The organism is Streptomyces odonnellii, from assembly GCF_000981895.1.
GTDB classification, from domain to species: Bacteria; Actinomycetota; Actinomycetes; order Streptomycetales; family Streptomycetaceae; genus Streptomyces; species Streptomyces odonnellii.
Map to the genome: position 1 here is coordinate 1 of NZ_LATD01000106.1, position 16,369 is coordinate 16,369.

15 protein-coding genes are annotated in these 16,369 nt (G+C 71.6%); 12 read left to right on the top strand and 3 right to left on the bottom strand.

All coding sequences use genetic code 11. The features are described 5' to 3' along the window. Positions 1–410: 410 nt before the first annotated feature. The gene (locus WH07_RS11870) at positions 411–1,841 is read right to left on the bottom strand and encodes a M20/M25/M40 family metallo-hydrolase (RefSeq protein ID WP_046499153.1); all 1,431 of its coding nucleotides are present in this window, start codon (positions 1,839–1,841) and stop codon (positions 411–413) included. 195 nt (positions 1,842–2,036) lie between these two features. On the opposite strand from WH07_RS11870, the gene WH07_RS11875 reads away from it, so the two are divergent. Further along, entirely contained in the window at positions 2,037–3,170 is a 1,134-nt protein-coding gene (locus tag WH07_RS11875) for a glycoside hydrolase family 19 protein (RefSeq protein ID WP_046499157.1), read from the top strand. 76 nt (positions 3,171–3,246) lie between these two features. Here WH07_RS11875 and WH07_RS11880 read toward each other — a convergent pair whose 3' ends face one another. Then, complete coding sequence (locus tag WH07_RS11880; RefSeq protein WP_046499159.1) at positions 3,247–3,606, bottom strand: ArsR/SmtB family transcription factor; 360 nt, start codon at positions 3,604–3,606, stop codon at positions 3,247–3,249. A 158-nt stretch (positions 3,607–3,764) separates the two neighbouring features. Between WH07_RS11880 and WH07_RS11885 the strand changes: the two genes are divergently transcribed. From WH07_RS11885 to WH07_RS11905, 5 genes are all read left to right on the top strand, one after another. Further along, complete coding sequence (locus WH07_RS11885) at positions 3,765–4,838, top strand: cation diffusion facilitator family transporter (RefSeq protein ID WP_046499162.1); 1,074 nt, start codon at positions 3,765–3,767, stop codon at positions 4,836–4,838. 217 nt (positions 4,839–5,055) lie between these two features. Next, positions 5,056–6,258, top strand: coding sequence for a cytochrome P450 (locus tag WH07_RS11890; protein ID WP_046499164.1), 1,203 nt, complete (start codon positions 5,056–5,058; stop codon positions 6,256–6,258). A gap of 151 nt (positions 6,259–6,409) precedes the next feature. Then, the gene (locus WH07_RS11895) at positions 6,410–7,090 is read left to right on the top strand and encodes an ABC transporter permease (RefSeq protein WP_046499165.1); all 681 of its coding nucleotides are present in this window, start codon (positions 6,410–6,412) and stop codon (positions 7,088–7,090) included. Then, positions 7,087–7,761, top strand: a complete 675-nt coding sequence (locus tag WH07_RS11900; RefSeq protein WP_046499166.1) for an ABC transporter permease — start codon at positions 7,087–7,089, stop codon at positions 7,759–7,761. The genes WH07_RS11895 and WH07_RS11900 overlap by 4 nt, the downstream gene beginning before the upstream one ends. After that, positions 7,758–8,699: an ABC transporter substrate-binding protein gene (locus WH07_RS11905; RefSeq protein ID WP_046499226.1), complete on the top strand. Its 942-nt coding sequence runs from the start codon at positions 7,758–7,760 to the stop codon at positions 8,697–8,699. The genes WH07_RS11900 and WH07_RS11905 overlap by 4 nt, the downstream gene beginning before the upstream one ends. Before the next feature lie 43 nt (positions 8,700–8,742). Here the strand turns inward: WH07_RS11905 and WH07_RS11910 are convergent, their stop codons facing one another. Next, complete coding sequence (locus WH07_RS11910; protein ID WP_046499169.1) at positions 8,743–9,915, bottom strand: ABC transporter ATP-binding protein; 1,173 nt, start codon at positions 9,913–9,915, stop codon at positions 8,743–8,745. 155 nt (positions 9,916–10,070) lie between these two features. Between WH07_RS11910 and WH07_RS11915 the strand changes: the two genes are divergently transcribed. From WH07_RS11915 to WH07_RS11940, 6 genes are all read left to right on the top strand, one after another. Then, the gene (locus tag WH07_RS11915) at positions 10,071–11,387 is read left to right on the top strand and encodes an alpha/beta fold hydrolase (RefSeq protein WP_046499171.1); all 1,317 of its coding nucleotides are present in this window, start codon (positions 10,071–10,073) and stop codon (positions 11,385–11,387) included. A 162-nt stretch (positions 11,388–11,549) separates the two neighbouring features. Then, the gene (locus tag WH07_RS36185) at positions 11,550–11,819 is read left to right on the top strand and encodes a DUF5133 domain-containing protein (protein WP_079023157.1); all 270 of its coding nucleotides are present in this window, start codon (positions 11,550–11,552) and stop codon (positions 11,817–11,819) included. 244 nt (positions 11,820–12,063) lie between these two features. Beyond that, a complete protein-coding gene (locus WH07_RS11925; RefSeq protein ID WP_046499174.1) occupies positions 12,064–13,032 on the top strand; it encodes an NADPH:quinone oxidoreductase family protein in 969 nt (322 codons plus the stop codon). Further along, the gene (locus WH07_RS11930; RefSeq protein ID WP_046499179.1) at positions 13,029–14,222 is read left to right on the top strand and encodes an acyl-CoA dehydrogenase family protein; all 1,194 of its coding nucleotides are present in this window, start codon (positions 13,029–13,031) and stop codon (positions 14,220–14,222) included. Before WH07_RS11925 ends, WH07_RS11930 begins: the two co-directional genes overlap by 4 nt. Then, positions 14,219–15,346, top strand: a complete 1,128-nt coding sequence (locus WH07_RS11935) for an acyl-CoA dehydrogenase family protein (protein ID WP_046499182.1) — start codon at positions 14,219–14,221, stop codon at positions 15,344–15,346. The genes WH07_RS11930 and WH07_RS11935 overlap by 4 nt, the downstream gene beginning before the upstream one ends. A 138-nt stretch (positions 15,347–15,484) precedes the next feature. Further along, the gene (locus WH07_RS11940) at positions 15,485–16,351 is read left to right on the top strand and encodes a phosphatidylinositol-specific phospholipase C/glycerophosphodiester phosphodiesterase family protein (protein ID WP_046499185.1); all 867 of its coding nucleotides are present in this window, start codon (positions 15,485–15,487) and stop codon (positions 16,349–16,351) included. Positions 16,352–16,369: the final 18 nt, after the last annotated feature.

A 16,369-nucleotide genomic window follows, 5' to 3' on the forward strand; every position in this document is an offset into this window, starting at 1 on the left:
AGCGTCATATGTGGAGAAGAGGCCGGGGCGGGGGTGGCGGCGGACGCCGGTGCGGTCCCCGCTGCCTGTGGCAGGGTGACCAGCGACAGGGCCAGCAGGACGAGCGCGATCATGGTGCGGGACACAAGGCGCACGATCCAGTCCTCTCTCGGGGCGCCCGGAGACGCCGGCTGAGGTACGCGTACGTGGGGGAGCGCGGAACGAGGCGGCACACGGATCACGTTCGGCTGTTTTCGAACAGGGCGCCAGCCGAAGCGTCAGGGGTAGTGAACATCGGAGGTTTCAAGGGGTCAAGGGATGGCGCAGCGCGGTTTTCCCGCGGGCACGCCGAAGCCGCGCTCAGCGGGGTGCGGGGGCTGAGCGCGGCGGTGAGCGTATGTGTCAGTGTTCGGCAGGTTGTGCGGCGCTGGTCAGCGCTGCGGTACGGGGAACGCCACCGGGCTGCGGTGGCCCGCCCGGTTCACCGCGCGGACACCGAAGAAGACATTGTCCTTGGACAGGTCCACGGTGTGGCTCGTCGGACCTTCGGCCTCGATGACATCTGTCCACTCCGGCTCGGTCGTCTCGCGCCACACGACCTCGTACCCGGCCAGATCGGGCTCCGTACCGGCATCCCACACCAGCTCCGTGGAGTTGGTCAGCGAGCTGGTGACGATCTTCACCCCGCGCGGGGTGGCCGGGGCCTGGGCCAGGGTCCACAGGACCGCGCCATTGACCCGGGCCACCCGGGCGATATAGGCGAAGTCGCAGAACTCGGGCAGGTCGCCGTACTGCTGCCCGTCCTCCACCCGTACGTCCTGGTGCTGGTGCGCGTAGTCCTCGGTCGGCTCGGTGAAACGGGCCGCCGCATAGCCGTTTTCGAGGAAGGGGATGTGGTCGCCACCGCGCAGATAGCGGTCGCGGCGGTAGATCACCCGGACATTCATGCCGGTGGCGTCGTTGTTGGCGACATCGCGGACGAAGCGTGCGAGCTGACGGGTCGCCGAGTCGTTCTCGCCGCCGACCGAGCGGCGGACATTGGCCTCCTCCGGGGTCTCGGCGGTCGGCACGCCCTCCGCGAACAGCCGCACGCTGTACGGGTCGCGGGTGCCGTCGTCGGCCCGGGGGCTGCCGACGATGTCGTTGGTGAACATGCCCAGGACATTCGTCCCCGCGGCCTTGAACTGCCCCGCCATGTACTCGGCGCCGTACAGTCCCTGCTCCTCGCCCGCGACGGCGGCGAAGACAATGGTCGCGGCCGGCCGCCGCTTCGCCATGACGCGCGCCAGCTCCATGGCCACCGCGACACCCGAGGCGTCGTCGTCGGCGCCCGGGGCGTCGCTGGTCGCGTCCATGACGTCACTGGCGCGTGAGTCGTAGTGGCCGGAGACCACATAGACCCGGCCGGGGTCGACCGAACCGCGCAGGGTCGCCACGACATTGGTGATACGGGTCGCCACCGGGATCCGCGAGGCGGGTTCCTGGATGTACGACTGGAGCTCGACGGTCATCCGGCCGCCGGAGGCCGCCGCGTACCGCTTCAGCTCATTGAATATCCAGTCGCGGGCGGCACCGATACCACGCTCGGGGTCGTCCTGGATGGAGAGTGTGTGGCGCGTTCCGAACGCGGCGAGCCGGCGCACGGTCGCCTCGATCCGGTCGCGGGAGACCTCTCTGAGCAGCTCCCGCAGTTCGCGGTCGGGAGCCTGGGCGGTGGCGGGGCGGTCTCCGGTGTGCCGCCCGGCCGGGGTGCCCGTGGGGGCGGCGGCCTGGGCCACCGACGGCACGCCGCCGACCACGGCGGTCGCGACGGTGGCGGACAGGACGGCCCTCCGGGGCATCCCTGTGGGGTGCTGGGGCATGGCGGGTCCCTTCCACGGTGCGTGTATGACATGGCACTGGCGTTCCATGGTCATGGACAGGCCAACCTCGCACAAGGTCGCCCGGTGGCAACTGGGCGCTCTTGTGGGGTGCTTGACAAGGTCTAGACCTTCCCCTTCAATCCAAGCGGAATCGTCCGACGCGCCGTCGGCGCGAAGAGGGGAAAGCAACCGCAGATGCCAAGACAATCCTTCAGGGGTCTTTCGCTCGCACGCTCCGCAGTCGTGCTGGCTGTCGGCGCGCTCTTCGCCACTCTGTTCGCCGTCCCCGCCTCCGCCGCCGATCCGGTGGGCCAGATCACCGGGCTGGGCGGCAAGTGCGTGGATGTGGCCGGCGCGAGCAACGCGAACGGCACTCCCGTACAGCTTTACGACTGCAATGGCAGCGCTGCCCAGAGCTGGACCGTCGCGGGCGACGGCACCCTGCGCGCGCTGGGCAAGTGTCTGGACATCGTCGACCGAGGCACCGCCGACGGCTCGCTCGTCCAGCTCTGGGACTGCGGCGGCGGCGCGAACCAGAAGTGGGTCGTCAACTCCGCCCGCGACATCGTCAATCCGCAGGCGAACAAGTGCCTGGACGTCAAGGACCGCAGCACCGCGAACGGTGCGAGGCTCCAGATCTGGACCTGCACGGGCCAGTCGAACCAGAAGTGGACCGCGGCCGGCACCACCCCTGGCGGCGGCAACCCGTCGGGCTTCGTGGTCAGCGAGTCCCAGTTCAACCAGATGTTCCCGAGCCGGAATCCCTTCTACACGTACAGCGGGCTGACCGCCGCGCTGAGCGCGTACCCGGGCTTCGCCAACTCCGGCAGTGACACGGTCAAGCGCCAGGAGGCCGCGGCCTTCCTCGCCAATGTCAGCCACGAGACCGGCGGTCTGGTGCATGTGGTGGAGCAGAACACCGCGAACTATCCGCACTACTGCGACGCCGGCCAACCGTACGGCTGCCCGGCCGGTCAGGCTGCGTACTACGGGCGTGGTCCGATCCAGTTGAGCTGGAACTTCAACTACAAGGCCGCGGGTGACGCGCTGGGCATCAACCTGCTCGCCGACCCGTGGCGCGTCGAGCGCGAGTCGGCCGTCGCCTGGAAGACCGGCCTCTGGTACTGGAACACCCAGAACGGTCCGGGCACCATGACCCCGCACAACGCGATGGTGAACCAGGCGGGCTTCGGCCAGACCATCCGCTCCATCAACGGCTCGCTGGAGTGCGACGGGCGCAACCCGGCGCAGGTCCAGAGCCGTGTGACCAACTACCAGCGCTTCACGCAGATCCTGGGCGTCGCGCCGGGCAACAACCTCTACTGCTGAGCCCCTGCTCGGTCCTCGTACGTCGTACGTGAGTTGAGATGCGCGGTCCCGGAACCCCGGGGCCGCGCATCCGCGTTCAGTCGTGCGGCGGGGTGCCCGTCACAAGATGGTCGGCGTGGTTGAGGGCCTCGATCGCCAGCCTCCGCAGATGCCCGTCCCGCAGGGTGTACACCGAGCGGCGGCCGTCCTTGCGTACCTGCACCAGACCCGCGAGCCGCAGTTTCGCGAGATGCTGGCTGACCGCCGGGCGGGCCGCCCCGCAGATCTCGGTCAGTGTGTTCACATCGGCCTCGCCCCGGGTCAGCGACCAGACGAGATGGAGCCGGGTGGGATCGGCGAGCAGGGCGAAGACACCGGCCGCCGCGTCGAATTGCGGGGCGCCAGGAGTGTGCTGCTGCAACTCGGGCGCAACTGAGGACGGATTGCTCGCTGGCATCTTCCCATCGTAGGGCCCCCAGGCCCTGTCCTGGCCGGGATTCCGGCTCGACAGGTGCATTGGTGCGCGCTTAAATACCTATGGGTGATGACACCCGCGGTGCCGCTGTCTCCGGCCGTCTCCGACGACACCCTCGACGCCCGACAGGAGAGCCACGCGTGAACGAACGCCATGAGCACCTTCGTACCCCGGCGCCGCCGTATGCCCACGGCCACGCCCACGGTCACGGTCGTGGCGCGGGCCGTCTGTCGCATCTGCGGCACCGGGCGGCCCATCTGCTGAAACCGCATTCCCACGAGACGGCCGACAAGATCGACTCCACGATGGAGTCGTCGGCCGAGGGCATGCGGGCCCTGTGGATCTCGCTGGCCGTGCTCGGCGCCACCGCGGTCCTGCAGACCGTGGTCGTCGTGCTGTCCGGCTCGGTCGCCCTGCTCGGCGACACCGTCCACAACGCCGCCGACGCGCTGACCGCGCTGCCCCTGGCGGTGGCGTTCGTCCTCGGCCGCCGCGCGGCGACCCGCAGCTACACCTACGGCTACGGCCGCGCCGAGGACCTGGCCGGTATCGCCATCGTGCTCACCATCGCGGCCTCGGCCGCGCTCGCCGCGTACCAGGCCGTCGACCGGCTGCTGAACCCGCGGGACATCTCCCATCTGGGGCTTGTCGCCGTCGCCGCGGTCATCGGTTGCGTCGGCAACGAGTGGGTGGCCCGCTACCGCATCCGTGTCGGGAACCGGATCGGCTCGGCCGCGCTGGTCGCCGACGGCCTGCACGCCAGGACCGACGGCTTCACCTCGCTGGCCGTCCTGCTGGGCGCGGCGGGCGCGGCCATGGGCCAGCGGTGGGCCGACCCGGTCGTCGGCCTGCTGATCACCGCCGCCATCCTGCTGGTGCTCAAGGACGCCTGCCGTGAGGTCTTCCGCCGGGTCATGGACTCCGTGGACCCGGCACTGATCGATACCGGCGAGGCCGCCGCGCGCCGGGTCCCCGGGGTCCTCGCGGTGACCGAGCTGCGGATGCGCTGGATCGGCCACCGGTTGCGGGCCGAGGTCACCGTCGAAGTGGACGGGAACCTGGGCGTACGGCAGGCGCACGAGGTGGCCGTCGAGGTGGAGCACGTCCTGCTGCACTCGGTACGCCGGCTCACCGCCGCCCTGGTGCACACCGATCCGGCCGCTGCCTCGGGAATTGACGACCCGCACAGGAGACTGGCCCACCACGCGGTATGAGCAGCACCACGCGACAGCACCACGCGACACAAGCCCGACCACGCAAGCCGGACCACGCCGGCGTGAGCCCGACCACGCCGGCACAAGCCCGACCACGCCGCATGAGCGCGGAACCCCTGCGGCCAGCCGTCGGCCGTGAACGCCCGCGTAGCACCCGCCCGGTCCCCGGTACGCCGCGGCCTGGTCCCCCGCCCACCGCGGCGGATACCGTCCGGGGATGCCCGACTTCGCCCCCTCCTCGCCCGCGTTCCTCGCCGACCCCTACCCCGCCTACGCCGAGCTGCGGGCCCGTGGCCGCGCCCACTACTACGAGCCCAGCGACCAGTGGCTCGTCCCGCACCACGCGGATGTGTCGGCGCTGCTGCGGGACCGCCGCCTCGGCCGCTCGTACGGGCACCGCTTCACCCACGAGGGGTTCGGCAGGACCCCGCCGCCGCCCGGCCGTGAGCCGTTCCACGAGCTGAACGACCGCGGGATGCTCGAACTGGAGCCGCCGGACCACACCCGGATCCGCCGCCTGGTCTCCAAGGCGTTCACCCCGCGCACCGTCGAGCGGCTGAGGCCGTATGTGCACCGACTCGCCGCCGGTCTGGCGGGGCGGCTCGTGGCCGAGGGCGGCGGCGATCTGCTCGCCACCGTCGCCGAACCCCTGCCGGTCGCCGTGATCGCCGAGATGCTCGGCGTCCCGGAGGTGGACCGGCCGCTGCTGCGGCCCTGGTCGGCGGCGATCTGCGCGATGTACGAGCTGAACCCGTCGCCCGAGACGGCCCGCCGCGCGGTCACCGCCTCCCTGGAGTTCTCCACGTATCTGCGCGAACTCATCTCCGTACGCCGCCAGAAGCCCGGCGAGGACCTGATCTCCGCGCTCATCGCCGCCCATGACGACGGCGAGAAGCTGACCGAGGCCGAGATGGTCGCCACCTGCGCGCTGCTGCTGAACGCCGGGCACGAGGCGACGGTCAACGCCACCGTCAACGGCTGGCACGCGCTGTTCCGCAATCCCGCGCAGCTCGCCGCCCTGCGCGCGGACCGGACCCTGCTGCCCACCGCCGTCGAGGAGCTGATGCGCTACGACACCCCGCTCCAGCTCTTCGAACGCTGGGTTCTCGACCCGGTCGAGATCGGCACCGTCACCATTCCGCGCGGCGCCGAGGTCGCCCTGCTGTTCGGCTCCGCCAACCACGACCCGGCCGTCTTCGCCGCTCCCGAAACCCTGGACCTGTCCCGCCGCGACAATCCGCACATCTCCTTCAGCGCCGGAATCCACTACTGCGTCGGCGCCCCGCTCGCCCGTATGGAACTGACCGCGTCCATGACGGCCCTGCTGGACCTGGCCCCCGGACTGAGCCCGGCCGCGGAGCCGGCACGCAAACCGAACTTCGTCATCCGAGGGCTCGAAGCACTGCCGGTCACCGTGTGAGAGGTACGAGGGGTGCGAGAGGTACGAGAGGTACGAGGCGTGCGCGGGGTGTGCGGGGTGTGCGGCCTCGCGCGGGCGGGCCGCGCCGACCCGTCCCCGTACGGTCCAACACGGCGCGCGGCCACCCGTCCCGCGAGGCTGCAATGGACGGGTGACCGCGCCTCCCGACGACTGCCTCGCGCGCAATGAGTGGATCTGCGGCGCCTATCTCTCTAGCCGCCGCACGATCCTCTGGGACGCGGTGCTCGAACACCTCCGGCTGACCTTCTCCGCCGTCCTGCTGAGCCTGCTGATCGCCGTCCCCCTCGCGCTCGCCGCCCGCCGCTGGCGCTGGGCGGGCGCCCCCGTGCTCGCGGTCACGACCATCCTCTACACCATCCCCTCGCTTGCGATGTTCTCCCTGCTGCTGCCGCTGTACGGGCTGTCCGCCTCGCTCGTCGTCGCCGGTCTCGTCCTCTACTCGCTCACCCTGCTCGTACGGAACATCTTGGCCGGACTGCGCGCGGTGCCCGAGGACACCCGGCAGGCCGCCCGCGGCATGGGCTACGGCCCCGTACGGCTGCTGCTCGCCGTCGAGCTGCCGCTCGCGCTGCCCGCCTCCCTGGCCGGACTGCGGATCGCGACCGTGTCCGCGGTCTCCCTCGTCACCATCGGCGCGATCGTCGGCTACGGCGGGCTCGGCAATCTCATCTACGAGGGGATGAACACCTTCTTCAAGGCGCAGGTGCTCACCGCCTCCGTCCTCTGTGTCCTCATCGCCGTCGTCGCCGATCTGCTGCTCCTCGGACTCCAGCGGCTGCTCACCCCCTGGACCAGGGCGGCCCGCGCGTGAACACCCTCGCCGCAGCCTGGGCCTGGCTCACCAGCGCCGCCCATTGGTCGGGCCCCGCCGGCGTCTGGCACCGGCTCGGCGAGCATCTCTATCTGACCGTCGTCTGTCTCGCCCTGAGCTGCGCCGTCGCCCTCCCGGTCGCCCTGGTGCTGGGCCATCTCGGCCGCGGCGGCGCGCTGGCCGTCAATATCTCCAACGCCGGCCGGGCCGTCCCCACGTTCGCCGTCCTCGTCCTGCTGCTCCTCACCCCGGTCGGCGGGTACGGGGACGGGCCGACGATCATCGCGCTGGTCCTGTTCGCGATTCCGCCGCTGCTCACCAACGCCTATGTCGGGATGCGGGGCGTCGACCCCGAGGTGGTACGGGCCGCCCGCGGCATGGGAATGACCGGCCGGCAGCTCCTGTGGCGGGTCGAGGCGCCGCTCGCCCTGCCGCTGATCCTCACCGGGGTACGGATCGCCGCCGTACAGCTCGTCGCGACCGCCACACTCGCGGCCCTGATCGGCGGCGGCGGGCTCGGCCGGATCATCACCGCCGGATTCAATCTCGCCGACACCCCGCAAGTGGTCGCCGGGGCCGTCCTCGTGGCGGTGTTCGCACTGCTGGTGGAGGCGGTGTTCGAGGCGGTGCGGAAGTTCGGCCCGCGGTGGGTCAGGGGCGGCGCCGGGTGAGACCGCTCCGTACCGCCGTCGTGGCCGTCCTGCTGCTGACGGTCACGGCCTGCACCTTCGGACCGTCCCTGGAGCACCGGGGCCGGATCACCGCGCCGCCCGGCAACAGCAGCCATCTCACCATCGGCTCCGCGGGCTTCACCGAGAGCGATCTGCTCGCCGAGATGTACGCGCTGCTGCTCGACCGGGCGGGCTACCACACCCGGATGCTCTCCGTCACCAACCGGGAGATCTACGAACCGGCCCTGGAGAGCGGTCAGATCGATGTCGTACCCGAATACGCGGCGACCTTCGCGGACTGGCTGAACACCAGGACCCATGGCCCTGACGCCCGGCCGGTCGGCTCACCCGACCTCGCCGCGACGATGCGGGCGCTGCGCGCGCTGGCCGAGCCGCGCGGGCTCCTGGTCCTCGCACCCGGCCGGGCCGTCGACCAGAACGCCTTCGCCGTCGCCGCCTCCTTCGCCAGGAAGCACCGGCTGAGGACACTCAGCGACCTGGGCGCGTCAGGGCTGCCGATCAGACTGGCCGCGGGTGACGAGTGCGTACAGCGGCCCTACTGCGCGCCCGGGCTCAAGAAGACCTACGGCATCCGTATCACCGCGATCGACCCCAAGGGCGTCGGGACCACCCCGGCGAAGAAGGCGGTGCAGGACGGCGAGGACCAGATGGTGCTGACCACGACCACCGACGCCACGCTCGGCCAGTTCGGTCTGGTGATCCTCGAAGACGACAAGCACCTCCAGAACGCCGACTACATCGTGCCGGTCGTCAACCGCGCCCGGGCCGGGAGCGCGCGTGCCACCCGGGCACTGGACCGGCTGAACACCGTGCTGACGACCAAGGACCTGGCGTCGCTGAACGAACAGGTCGACAGTTGGCGCAGGCTCCCCGAGGACGTCGCCCGCGCCTATCTGAAGTCGAAGCACCTGATCTGACCGCCGTATCGGCAGGCCCTGTGCGACCGGCGGACCCCGCACGCTACGCGTCCGAGACCGAGTCGAAGTCCACCTCGTCCCGCCCGATGCCCTGCGCGTCCGCGTCGACCGAGCGCCGCAGCGCCTCATGCAGCTTCGCCGGGGTCAGCACCCCCAGAAAGCGCGCCTCGCGCGCCTCGTCCAGGACCGCCACCCAGCCCGCGTCATGCTGGAGCATCTCGCTGAACGCCTGCTTCAGCGGCGACCCCAGCGGCACCCAGGCCTCCATCCTGCTGGCGAAGTCGCCGACGGAACTCCCCTCCCCGGCCCCGGCCAGCGCGTCGGCGGACACCCAGCCGTGCAGCTCGCCCCCGGAGTTCAGCACCACCGCCCAGCGGGCGCCCTCGGCGCGCATCCGGGCCGCCGCGTCCCGCGCCGGCTCGTCGGTGCTGGCCACCGGGGGCTCCTCCAGATCGGCCGGTTCGACGGCGGTGACCGACAGCCGTTTCAGCCCGCGGTCCGCGCCGACGAAGCGCGCCACATACGGGGTGGCGGGGGCGCCGAGGACCGCGGCCGGACTGTCGTACTGCTCGATGTGCCCCTCCCCGTACACCGCGATACGGTCACCCATCCGTACCGCCTCCTCGATGTCGTGCGTCACCATCAGCACGGTCTTGCGCATGGCCGCCTGGAGCTTCAGGAACTCGTTCTGGAGCCGCTCGCGCACCACCGGGTCCACGGCGCCGAACGGCTCGTCCATCAGCAGCACCGGCGGATCCGCGGCCAGGGCGCGCGCCACCCCGACCCGCTGGCGCTGGCCGCCGGATAGCTGCGCCGGATAGCGCGGACCGTACGCCGCGGGGTCCAGCCCCACGAGGTCGAGCAGCTCGGCCGCCCGGGCGCGCGCCCTCGCCCGCTTCCAGCCGATCAGGGCGGGCACGGTCGCGGTGTTGTCCAGGACCGTCCGGTGCGGGAAGAGCCCGACGTCCTGGATGACATAGCCCATGCGCCGGCGCAGCGCGACCGGGTCGACACCGGAGATGTCCCGGCCCTCCACGAAGATCCGGCCCGAGGTCGGCTCGATCAGCCGGTTCACCATCATCATCGTGGTCGTCTTGCCGCACCCCGACGGCCCCACCAGTGTCACCAGCTCGCCCTCGGCGACCTCGAAGGACAGATCACGCACAGCGGCCGTACCGTCCGGATAGACCTTGCCGACCTGCTCGAACCGGATCATGTCCCCACGCTAGAAGCGGACCGGCCGCCGTGCACACCGGGCGGCCCGGTCCGGTGCGCGGTCCGACGGGGGTACGGGCAGGGCCGCGCGGCCCGTGTGCTGAACTGTCCGCCGTGACCGCCCCCGGCCGGGGCGAGCGAGAACAGGAGCACCCCGTGACCAGCTACCGCCAGCCCGGCGTCGTCCTCACCGACCACCGTTTCTCCGTCCCGCTGGACCATGCCGACCCGTCCGGGGAGCGGATCGAGCTCTTCGCCCGTGAGCTCGTCGCCAGCGGCAAGGCGGACACGGACCTGCCGTGGCTGGTCTATCTGGAGGGCGGTCCCGGCTTCGGCGTACGCCGGTTCAACGGCCGGCAGGCCTGGCTCGGCCGTGCCCTCCAGGAATTCCGGGTGCTCCTCCTCGACCAGCGCGGCACCGGCCTCTCCACCCCTGCCAACCGGCAGACCCTGCCCCTGCGCGGCGGCCCGCGCGAGCAGGCCGACTATCTCGCGCACTTCCGCGCCGACTCGATCGTCCGCGACTGCGAGACCATCCGGCCGCGGCTCACCGGCGGCGCCCCCTGGACCGTGCTCGGCCAGAGCTTCGGCGGATTCTGCGCGGTCCACTACCTCTCCACCGCGCCCGAGGGGCTGCGCACCGTTCTGATCACCGGCGGCCTGCCCTCCCTGGACGCCACCGCCGACGAGGTCTACCGCGCCGCCTTTCCCCGGATCGCGCGCAAGGTCGAGGCACACTACGCCCGCTATCCGCAGGACATCGCACGCGCCCGGCGGATCGCGGAGCATCTCGCGGGCCACCGGACCGTACTCCCCACCGGATACGTCCTCACCCCCGAGGCCTTCCAGTCGCTGGGCATCCTGCTCGGCGGCAGCGACGGCAGCCACCAGCTCCACTATCTGCTGGAGAACGCCTTCGTCCGCACGCCCGGGGGCGAGACGCTCTCCGACACCTTCCAGGAGGGCGTGACGGCGGCCCTCTCGTACGCGGGGCACCCGCTGTACGCCGTACTGCACGAGGCGATCTACGCGCAGGACGGCGGGCCCACCGACTGGGCGGCCGAGCGGGTCCGCGCGGAGTTCCCCCGCTTCGACGCGGCCAAGACCCTCGCCGGGGAAGGCCCGTTGTACTTCACCGGCGAGAGCATCCACCCCTGGCACTTCGAGACCGACCCGGCGCTGAGCCCCCTGCGCGAGACCGCCGAGCTGCTCGCGGCCCGTACCGACTGGCCGTCGCCGCACGGCGGCGTCCGGCTGTACGACACCGCGCGGCTCGCCGCCAACGAGGTGCCGGCCGCCGCCCTCGTCTACCACGACGACATGTATGTCGACACCGAACACTCGCTGCGCACCGCGCGGGCGATCCGGGGCCTGCGGACCTGGGTGACGAACGAGTACGAGCACGACGGACTGCGGGCCGGCGCACCGCGCGTACTGGACCGGCTGCTGGCGCTCGCGCGGGGCGAGGACTGAGGGCAAGACCGAGGGGCCGAGGGCTGAGGCCAGGACCGGAGGACCGGGGCCCCGGGCGCGGACCGGGCCGGGCGGCGTCGCCGAGCGTACAAGGACCGGCGGGGTGACAATGACCCCCAGGGGACTGGTGCCACGCTGCGCGCGAGGCGGGAGGTGGTGGACATGCTGCTGCCGGACAGACATCTGGTCGCCGATCTGCTGGCCCGTTACCGGGCCTGGGAACGGCTGGTCCTCGCCGATCCGCTCGACGAGGCCACCCGCGGGCGGTTCGAGGATGTCGCGTACACCCTCTGTGTCCTCATGGGACAGCGCACCGCCCGTGAGGCGATCTGGCACGCGGAGGCATATCTGCGCAGAACCAGGCCCGTTCCGATCTTCCCGGACGGAACGGGGCCCACGGGCCCGGGAGTTCACGAGGCCGTCGCCGAGTGACCCGGCCCGTAGAACCGTCGCGGGCCGGCCCCGTGGCCGGTTGATCCGGCGCGTGGCCGGCTGACGGTACGCGGAGCCGGCTGTTGGCAAAGCGCGGAGCCGGCTGTAGGAAAAGCGCGGGGCCGGCTGTAGGAAAAGCGCGGGGCCGGCGCTCCATACCCCCTGGGCGGGCTGTTCCCACAGGGGCAAGCGACCGCTTAGTATGCGGTCGAGTGCGGTACTGCCCATCGTGTGGAGGCCCCCAATGCAGGCATGGCGAGTGCACCGGAACGGCGAACCGGGCGAGGTGATGCGGCTCGAAGAGACGGCGCGTCCGGTGCCCGGCGAGGGGCAGGTGGCGCTCCGGGTCCGCGCCGCGAACATCAACTTCCCCGACGCCCTGCTCTGCCGGGGCCAGTACCAGGTGCGCCCACCGCTGCCCTTCACCCCCGGTCTGGAGATCTGTGCGGAGACCGAGGACGGACGGCGGGTCATCGCCGCCCCCGCCCTGCCGTACGGAGGCCTCGCCGAGTACGTCGTCGCCGACGCGGCCGGACTCCTCACCGCGCCCGAATCCCTGGACGACGCCGAGACCGCCGCGCTCCATATCGGCTACCAGACCGGCTGGTTCGCACTGCACCGCCGAGCGCGTCTTCAGGCGGGAGAGACCCTGCTCGTCCACGCGGCGGCCGGCGGAGTCGGCAGCGCCGCCGTACAGCTCGGCAAGGCCGCCGGAGCCACCGTCATCGGTGTCGTCGGAGGCCAGGACAAGGTCCAGGTGGCCCGCGAGCTGGGCTGCGACATGGTCGTCGACCGCCGTACGGACGACCTCGTCGCCGCCGTGAAGGAGGCCACCGGCGGCCGGGGCGCGGACGTCGTGTACGACCCGGTGGGCGGCGACGCCTTCGCCAAGTCGGTGAAATGCGTGGCCTTCGAGGGCCGGATCGTGCTCGTGGGCTTCGCGAGCGGAGCCATCCCCAGCCCGGCCCTGAGCCATGCCCTGGTGAAGAACTACTCGCTCCTGGGCCTGCACTGGGGCCTCTACCGCACCAAGGACCCGGCGGCGGTGGCCCAGTGCCACCAGGAGCTGACCGCACTCGCGGACCGGGGCGCGATCAAACCGCTGATCAGTGAGCGCGTCCCGATGAAGGGCGCCGCCGACGCGGTCCAGCGGGTCGCCGACGGCACCACCACCGGCCGGGTGGTCGTACTTCCCGAGGGCGTGGCCCGATGACCGACGCGGCCCGACTCCTCGCCCTCACACGGAAGCTGCTCGCCGAACACCCGCCGGCCGGGACCGCCCGTACCGACTTCCTCAAGGCACGCTTCGACGCCGGACTCGCCTGGGTGCACTACCCCGCCGGACTCGGCGGCCTTGACGCGCCGCGCTCCCTCCAGGGCGTCGTGGACGCCGAGTTGGCCGCCGCGGGCGCGCCCGACAACGATCCGCGCCGGATCGGCATCGGTCTCGGCATGGCCGCGCCGACCATTCTGCGCTTCGGCACGCAGGAGCAGAAGGAACGCTTCCTGCGTCCGTTGTGGGTCGGCGAGGAGGTGTGGTGCCAGCTCTTCTCCGAGCCCGGCGCCGGATCCGACCTCGCCGCGCTCGCGACCCGGGCCGTCCGCGAGGGCGACCCCGTCTCCGGCGACTGGATTGTCAACGGACAGAAGGTATGGACTTCCAGCGCACATCTCGCCCGCTGGGCCATCCTCATCGCCCGTACCGACCCGGAGCTGCCCAAGCACCGGGGCATCACCTACTTCCTCTGCGACATGACCGACCCGGGTGTCGAGGTACGGCCGCTGCGGCAGATCACCGGCGAGGCCGAGTTCAACGAGGTCTTCCTCACCGATGTCCGGATCCCCGACGCCCACCGCCTCGGCGAGATCGGCGAGGGCTGGAAGGTCGCCCAGACCACCCTCATGAACGAGCGGGTGTCGATCGGCGGTTCCCGGCTGCCCCGCGAGGGCGGCATGATCGGCCAGGTCGCCCGCACCTGGCGCGAGCGGCCCGACCTGCGCACCCACGACCTCCATCAGCGGCTGCTCACCCTCTGGGTGGAGGCCGAGGTGGCGCGGCTGACCGGGGAGCGGCTGCGCCAGCAGCTCGCCGCCGGGGAGCCGGGCCCCGAAGGCAGCGGAATGAAGCTCTCCTTCGCCCGGCTCAACCAGGAGATCAGCGGCCTGGAGGTCGAACTCCTCGGCGGCGAAGGCCTGTTGTACTCCGACTGGACGATGCGCAGGCCCGAGCTGGTCGACTTCACCGGACGCGACGCCGGCTACCGCTATCTGCGCTCGAAGGGCAATTCCATCGAGGGCGGTACGAGCGAAGTGCTGCTGAACATCGTCGCGGAACGCGTCCTCGGCCTGCCCTCCGAGCCGCGCAACGACAAGGACGTCGCCTGGAAGGACCTGACGCGATGAAGGTGCCGCCGAACACGTCGGAAGCCCCTCCCGACCTGCTGTACTCCGACACCGAGGACGATCTGCGCGCGGCCGTACGGTCCCTGCTCACCGATCGCGCCGATGTGCCGGCCGCGCTCGTGCGCGCCGAGTCCGGCAATCCGTACGACCCGGAGCTGTGGTCCTCCCTGGCCGCCGGGATCGGTGCTTCCGGTCTGCTCGTTCCGGAGAAGCTCGGCGGCCAGGGCGCGGGCCCGCGCGAGGCCGCGGTCGTCCTGGAGGAGCTGGGCCGGAGCGTCACGGCGGTGCCGTATCTGACCAGTTCGGTCATGGCGACCGAGACCCTCCTCGCCTGCGACGGTGAGAGCACCAGCAGCACACATGTCGCGGGGCTGCTCACCGCGCTCGCCCATGGCCACCGGGTCGCGGTCCTCGCCGTCCCGCTCACCACCGCCCCGGACGGGCCGCTGCCCGCCGGCGCGGCCGTCGTCACCGGGGTCGCCGACGCGGTCCGTGCCGATGTCCTGCTGGTGCTGGGGGACGACGGGCTGTACGCGGTCGAGACGGCCTCACCGGGCGTCATCGTCGAGGAGCTGACCCCGCTCGATCTGACCCGCCCCCTCGCCACGGTCACCATCGACGCCAGCGCCGGACTGCGGATCGCCGAACCGCCACTGGCGGAGGCCGCGGTACGGCGGGGGCTGCTGGCCGGGGCCGGGCTGCTCGCCTCCGAACAGCTCGGGATCGCCGAATGGTGCCTGGCGGAGGCGGTCGCGTACACCCGCGGCAGGCACCAGTTCAACCGCCCCGTGGGCTCCTTCCAGGCGCTCAAGCACCGGATGGCACACCTCTGGCTGGAGATCGTCTCGGCGCGTGCCGCCGCCCGGAACGCGGCCGACGCGCTGGCCACCGGCAGCCCCGGCGCACCGCTCGCGGTGGCCCTCGCCCAGGCGTACTGCGGACGGGTCGCGGTCCACGCGGCCGAGGAGTGCGTCCAGCTCCACGGCGGCATCGGGATGACCTGGGAGCATCCGGCGCATCTCTATCTCAAGCGTGCCAAGTCCGATGAGATCGCGCTGGGTTCACCGGGCCGGCACAAGGAGACCCTGGCGGCGCTCGCCGATCTGCCGGGCTCCCGGCGGTAACGAGCGGGGTGCGGGGCCGGGGAGTCTTTGAATCGTACATGGCAAGAGGGCGAACTCTCCCCGGCAACGCTCCGGCCTCCCCTCACCGCGGCGGATACTCGCCTGGTCCGCGCCCCACCGCGCTCACCCGGAGGCATCATGGCCCTCACCACCCGCCGCAGAGCCGTCAGCGCGCTCGCCGCCGCGCTCGCGGGAGCCGTCGCGACTCCTTCGTACGCCCAGGCCGCCAACAGGATCCCGGCCGGCTGGGGTCCCCGGCCGCTGCGCCAGGCCCATGCCCACAACGACTACCTCCACCCCCGCCCGCTCCTCGACGCCCTCTCGCACGGCTTCACGAGTGTGGAGGCCGACATCTTCCTGGTCGACGGCGAACTCCTCGTCGCACATGAGCCCGCCGCGCTCGACCCGGCCCGTACCCTCCGGAAGCTCTACCTGGACCCGCTGTTCGCGCGGGTACGGGCCAACCACGGCTTTGTGCACCGGGGTTACCACCGGCCCGTGCAGCTTCTCATCGACATCAAGACGGACGGCGTCGCCGCCTACAACGAACTCCACCGCCAACTCACGGCGTACCGCTCGATGCTGAGCACCTATTCGTACGGTTCCGTGCGCCTCGGCGCGGTCACCCCGGTGATCTCCGGCGACCGGGCGGCCCGTGAGCCGATGGAGGCGCAGCGGGTGCGGTACGCGTTCTACGACGGGCGGCTCGAAGACCTCGGGACCGCTGCGCCCGCGTCCTTCGTCCCGCTGATCAGCAGCAATTGGACCCAGAGCTTCGACTGGCAGGGAGCGGGGGACTTCCCCGCCGAGGAACACGCCGAGCTGTGCCGTATCGTCACCGCCGCGCACAGCCGCGGTCAGCGCGTACGGTTCTGGGCCACGCCCGACGTGGCGGGCCCCGAGCGGGACGCCGTCTGGGCCGTGTTGCTCGGTGCCGGGGTCGACCACCTCAATACGGACGACCTGGCGGGCCTCGAACGTTTCCTGCGCGACCACCGGCGGTAGCGCCCCTCCCGGCAGGGT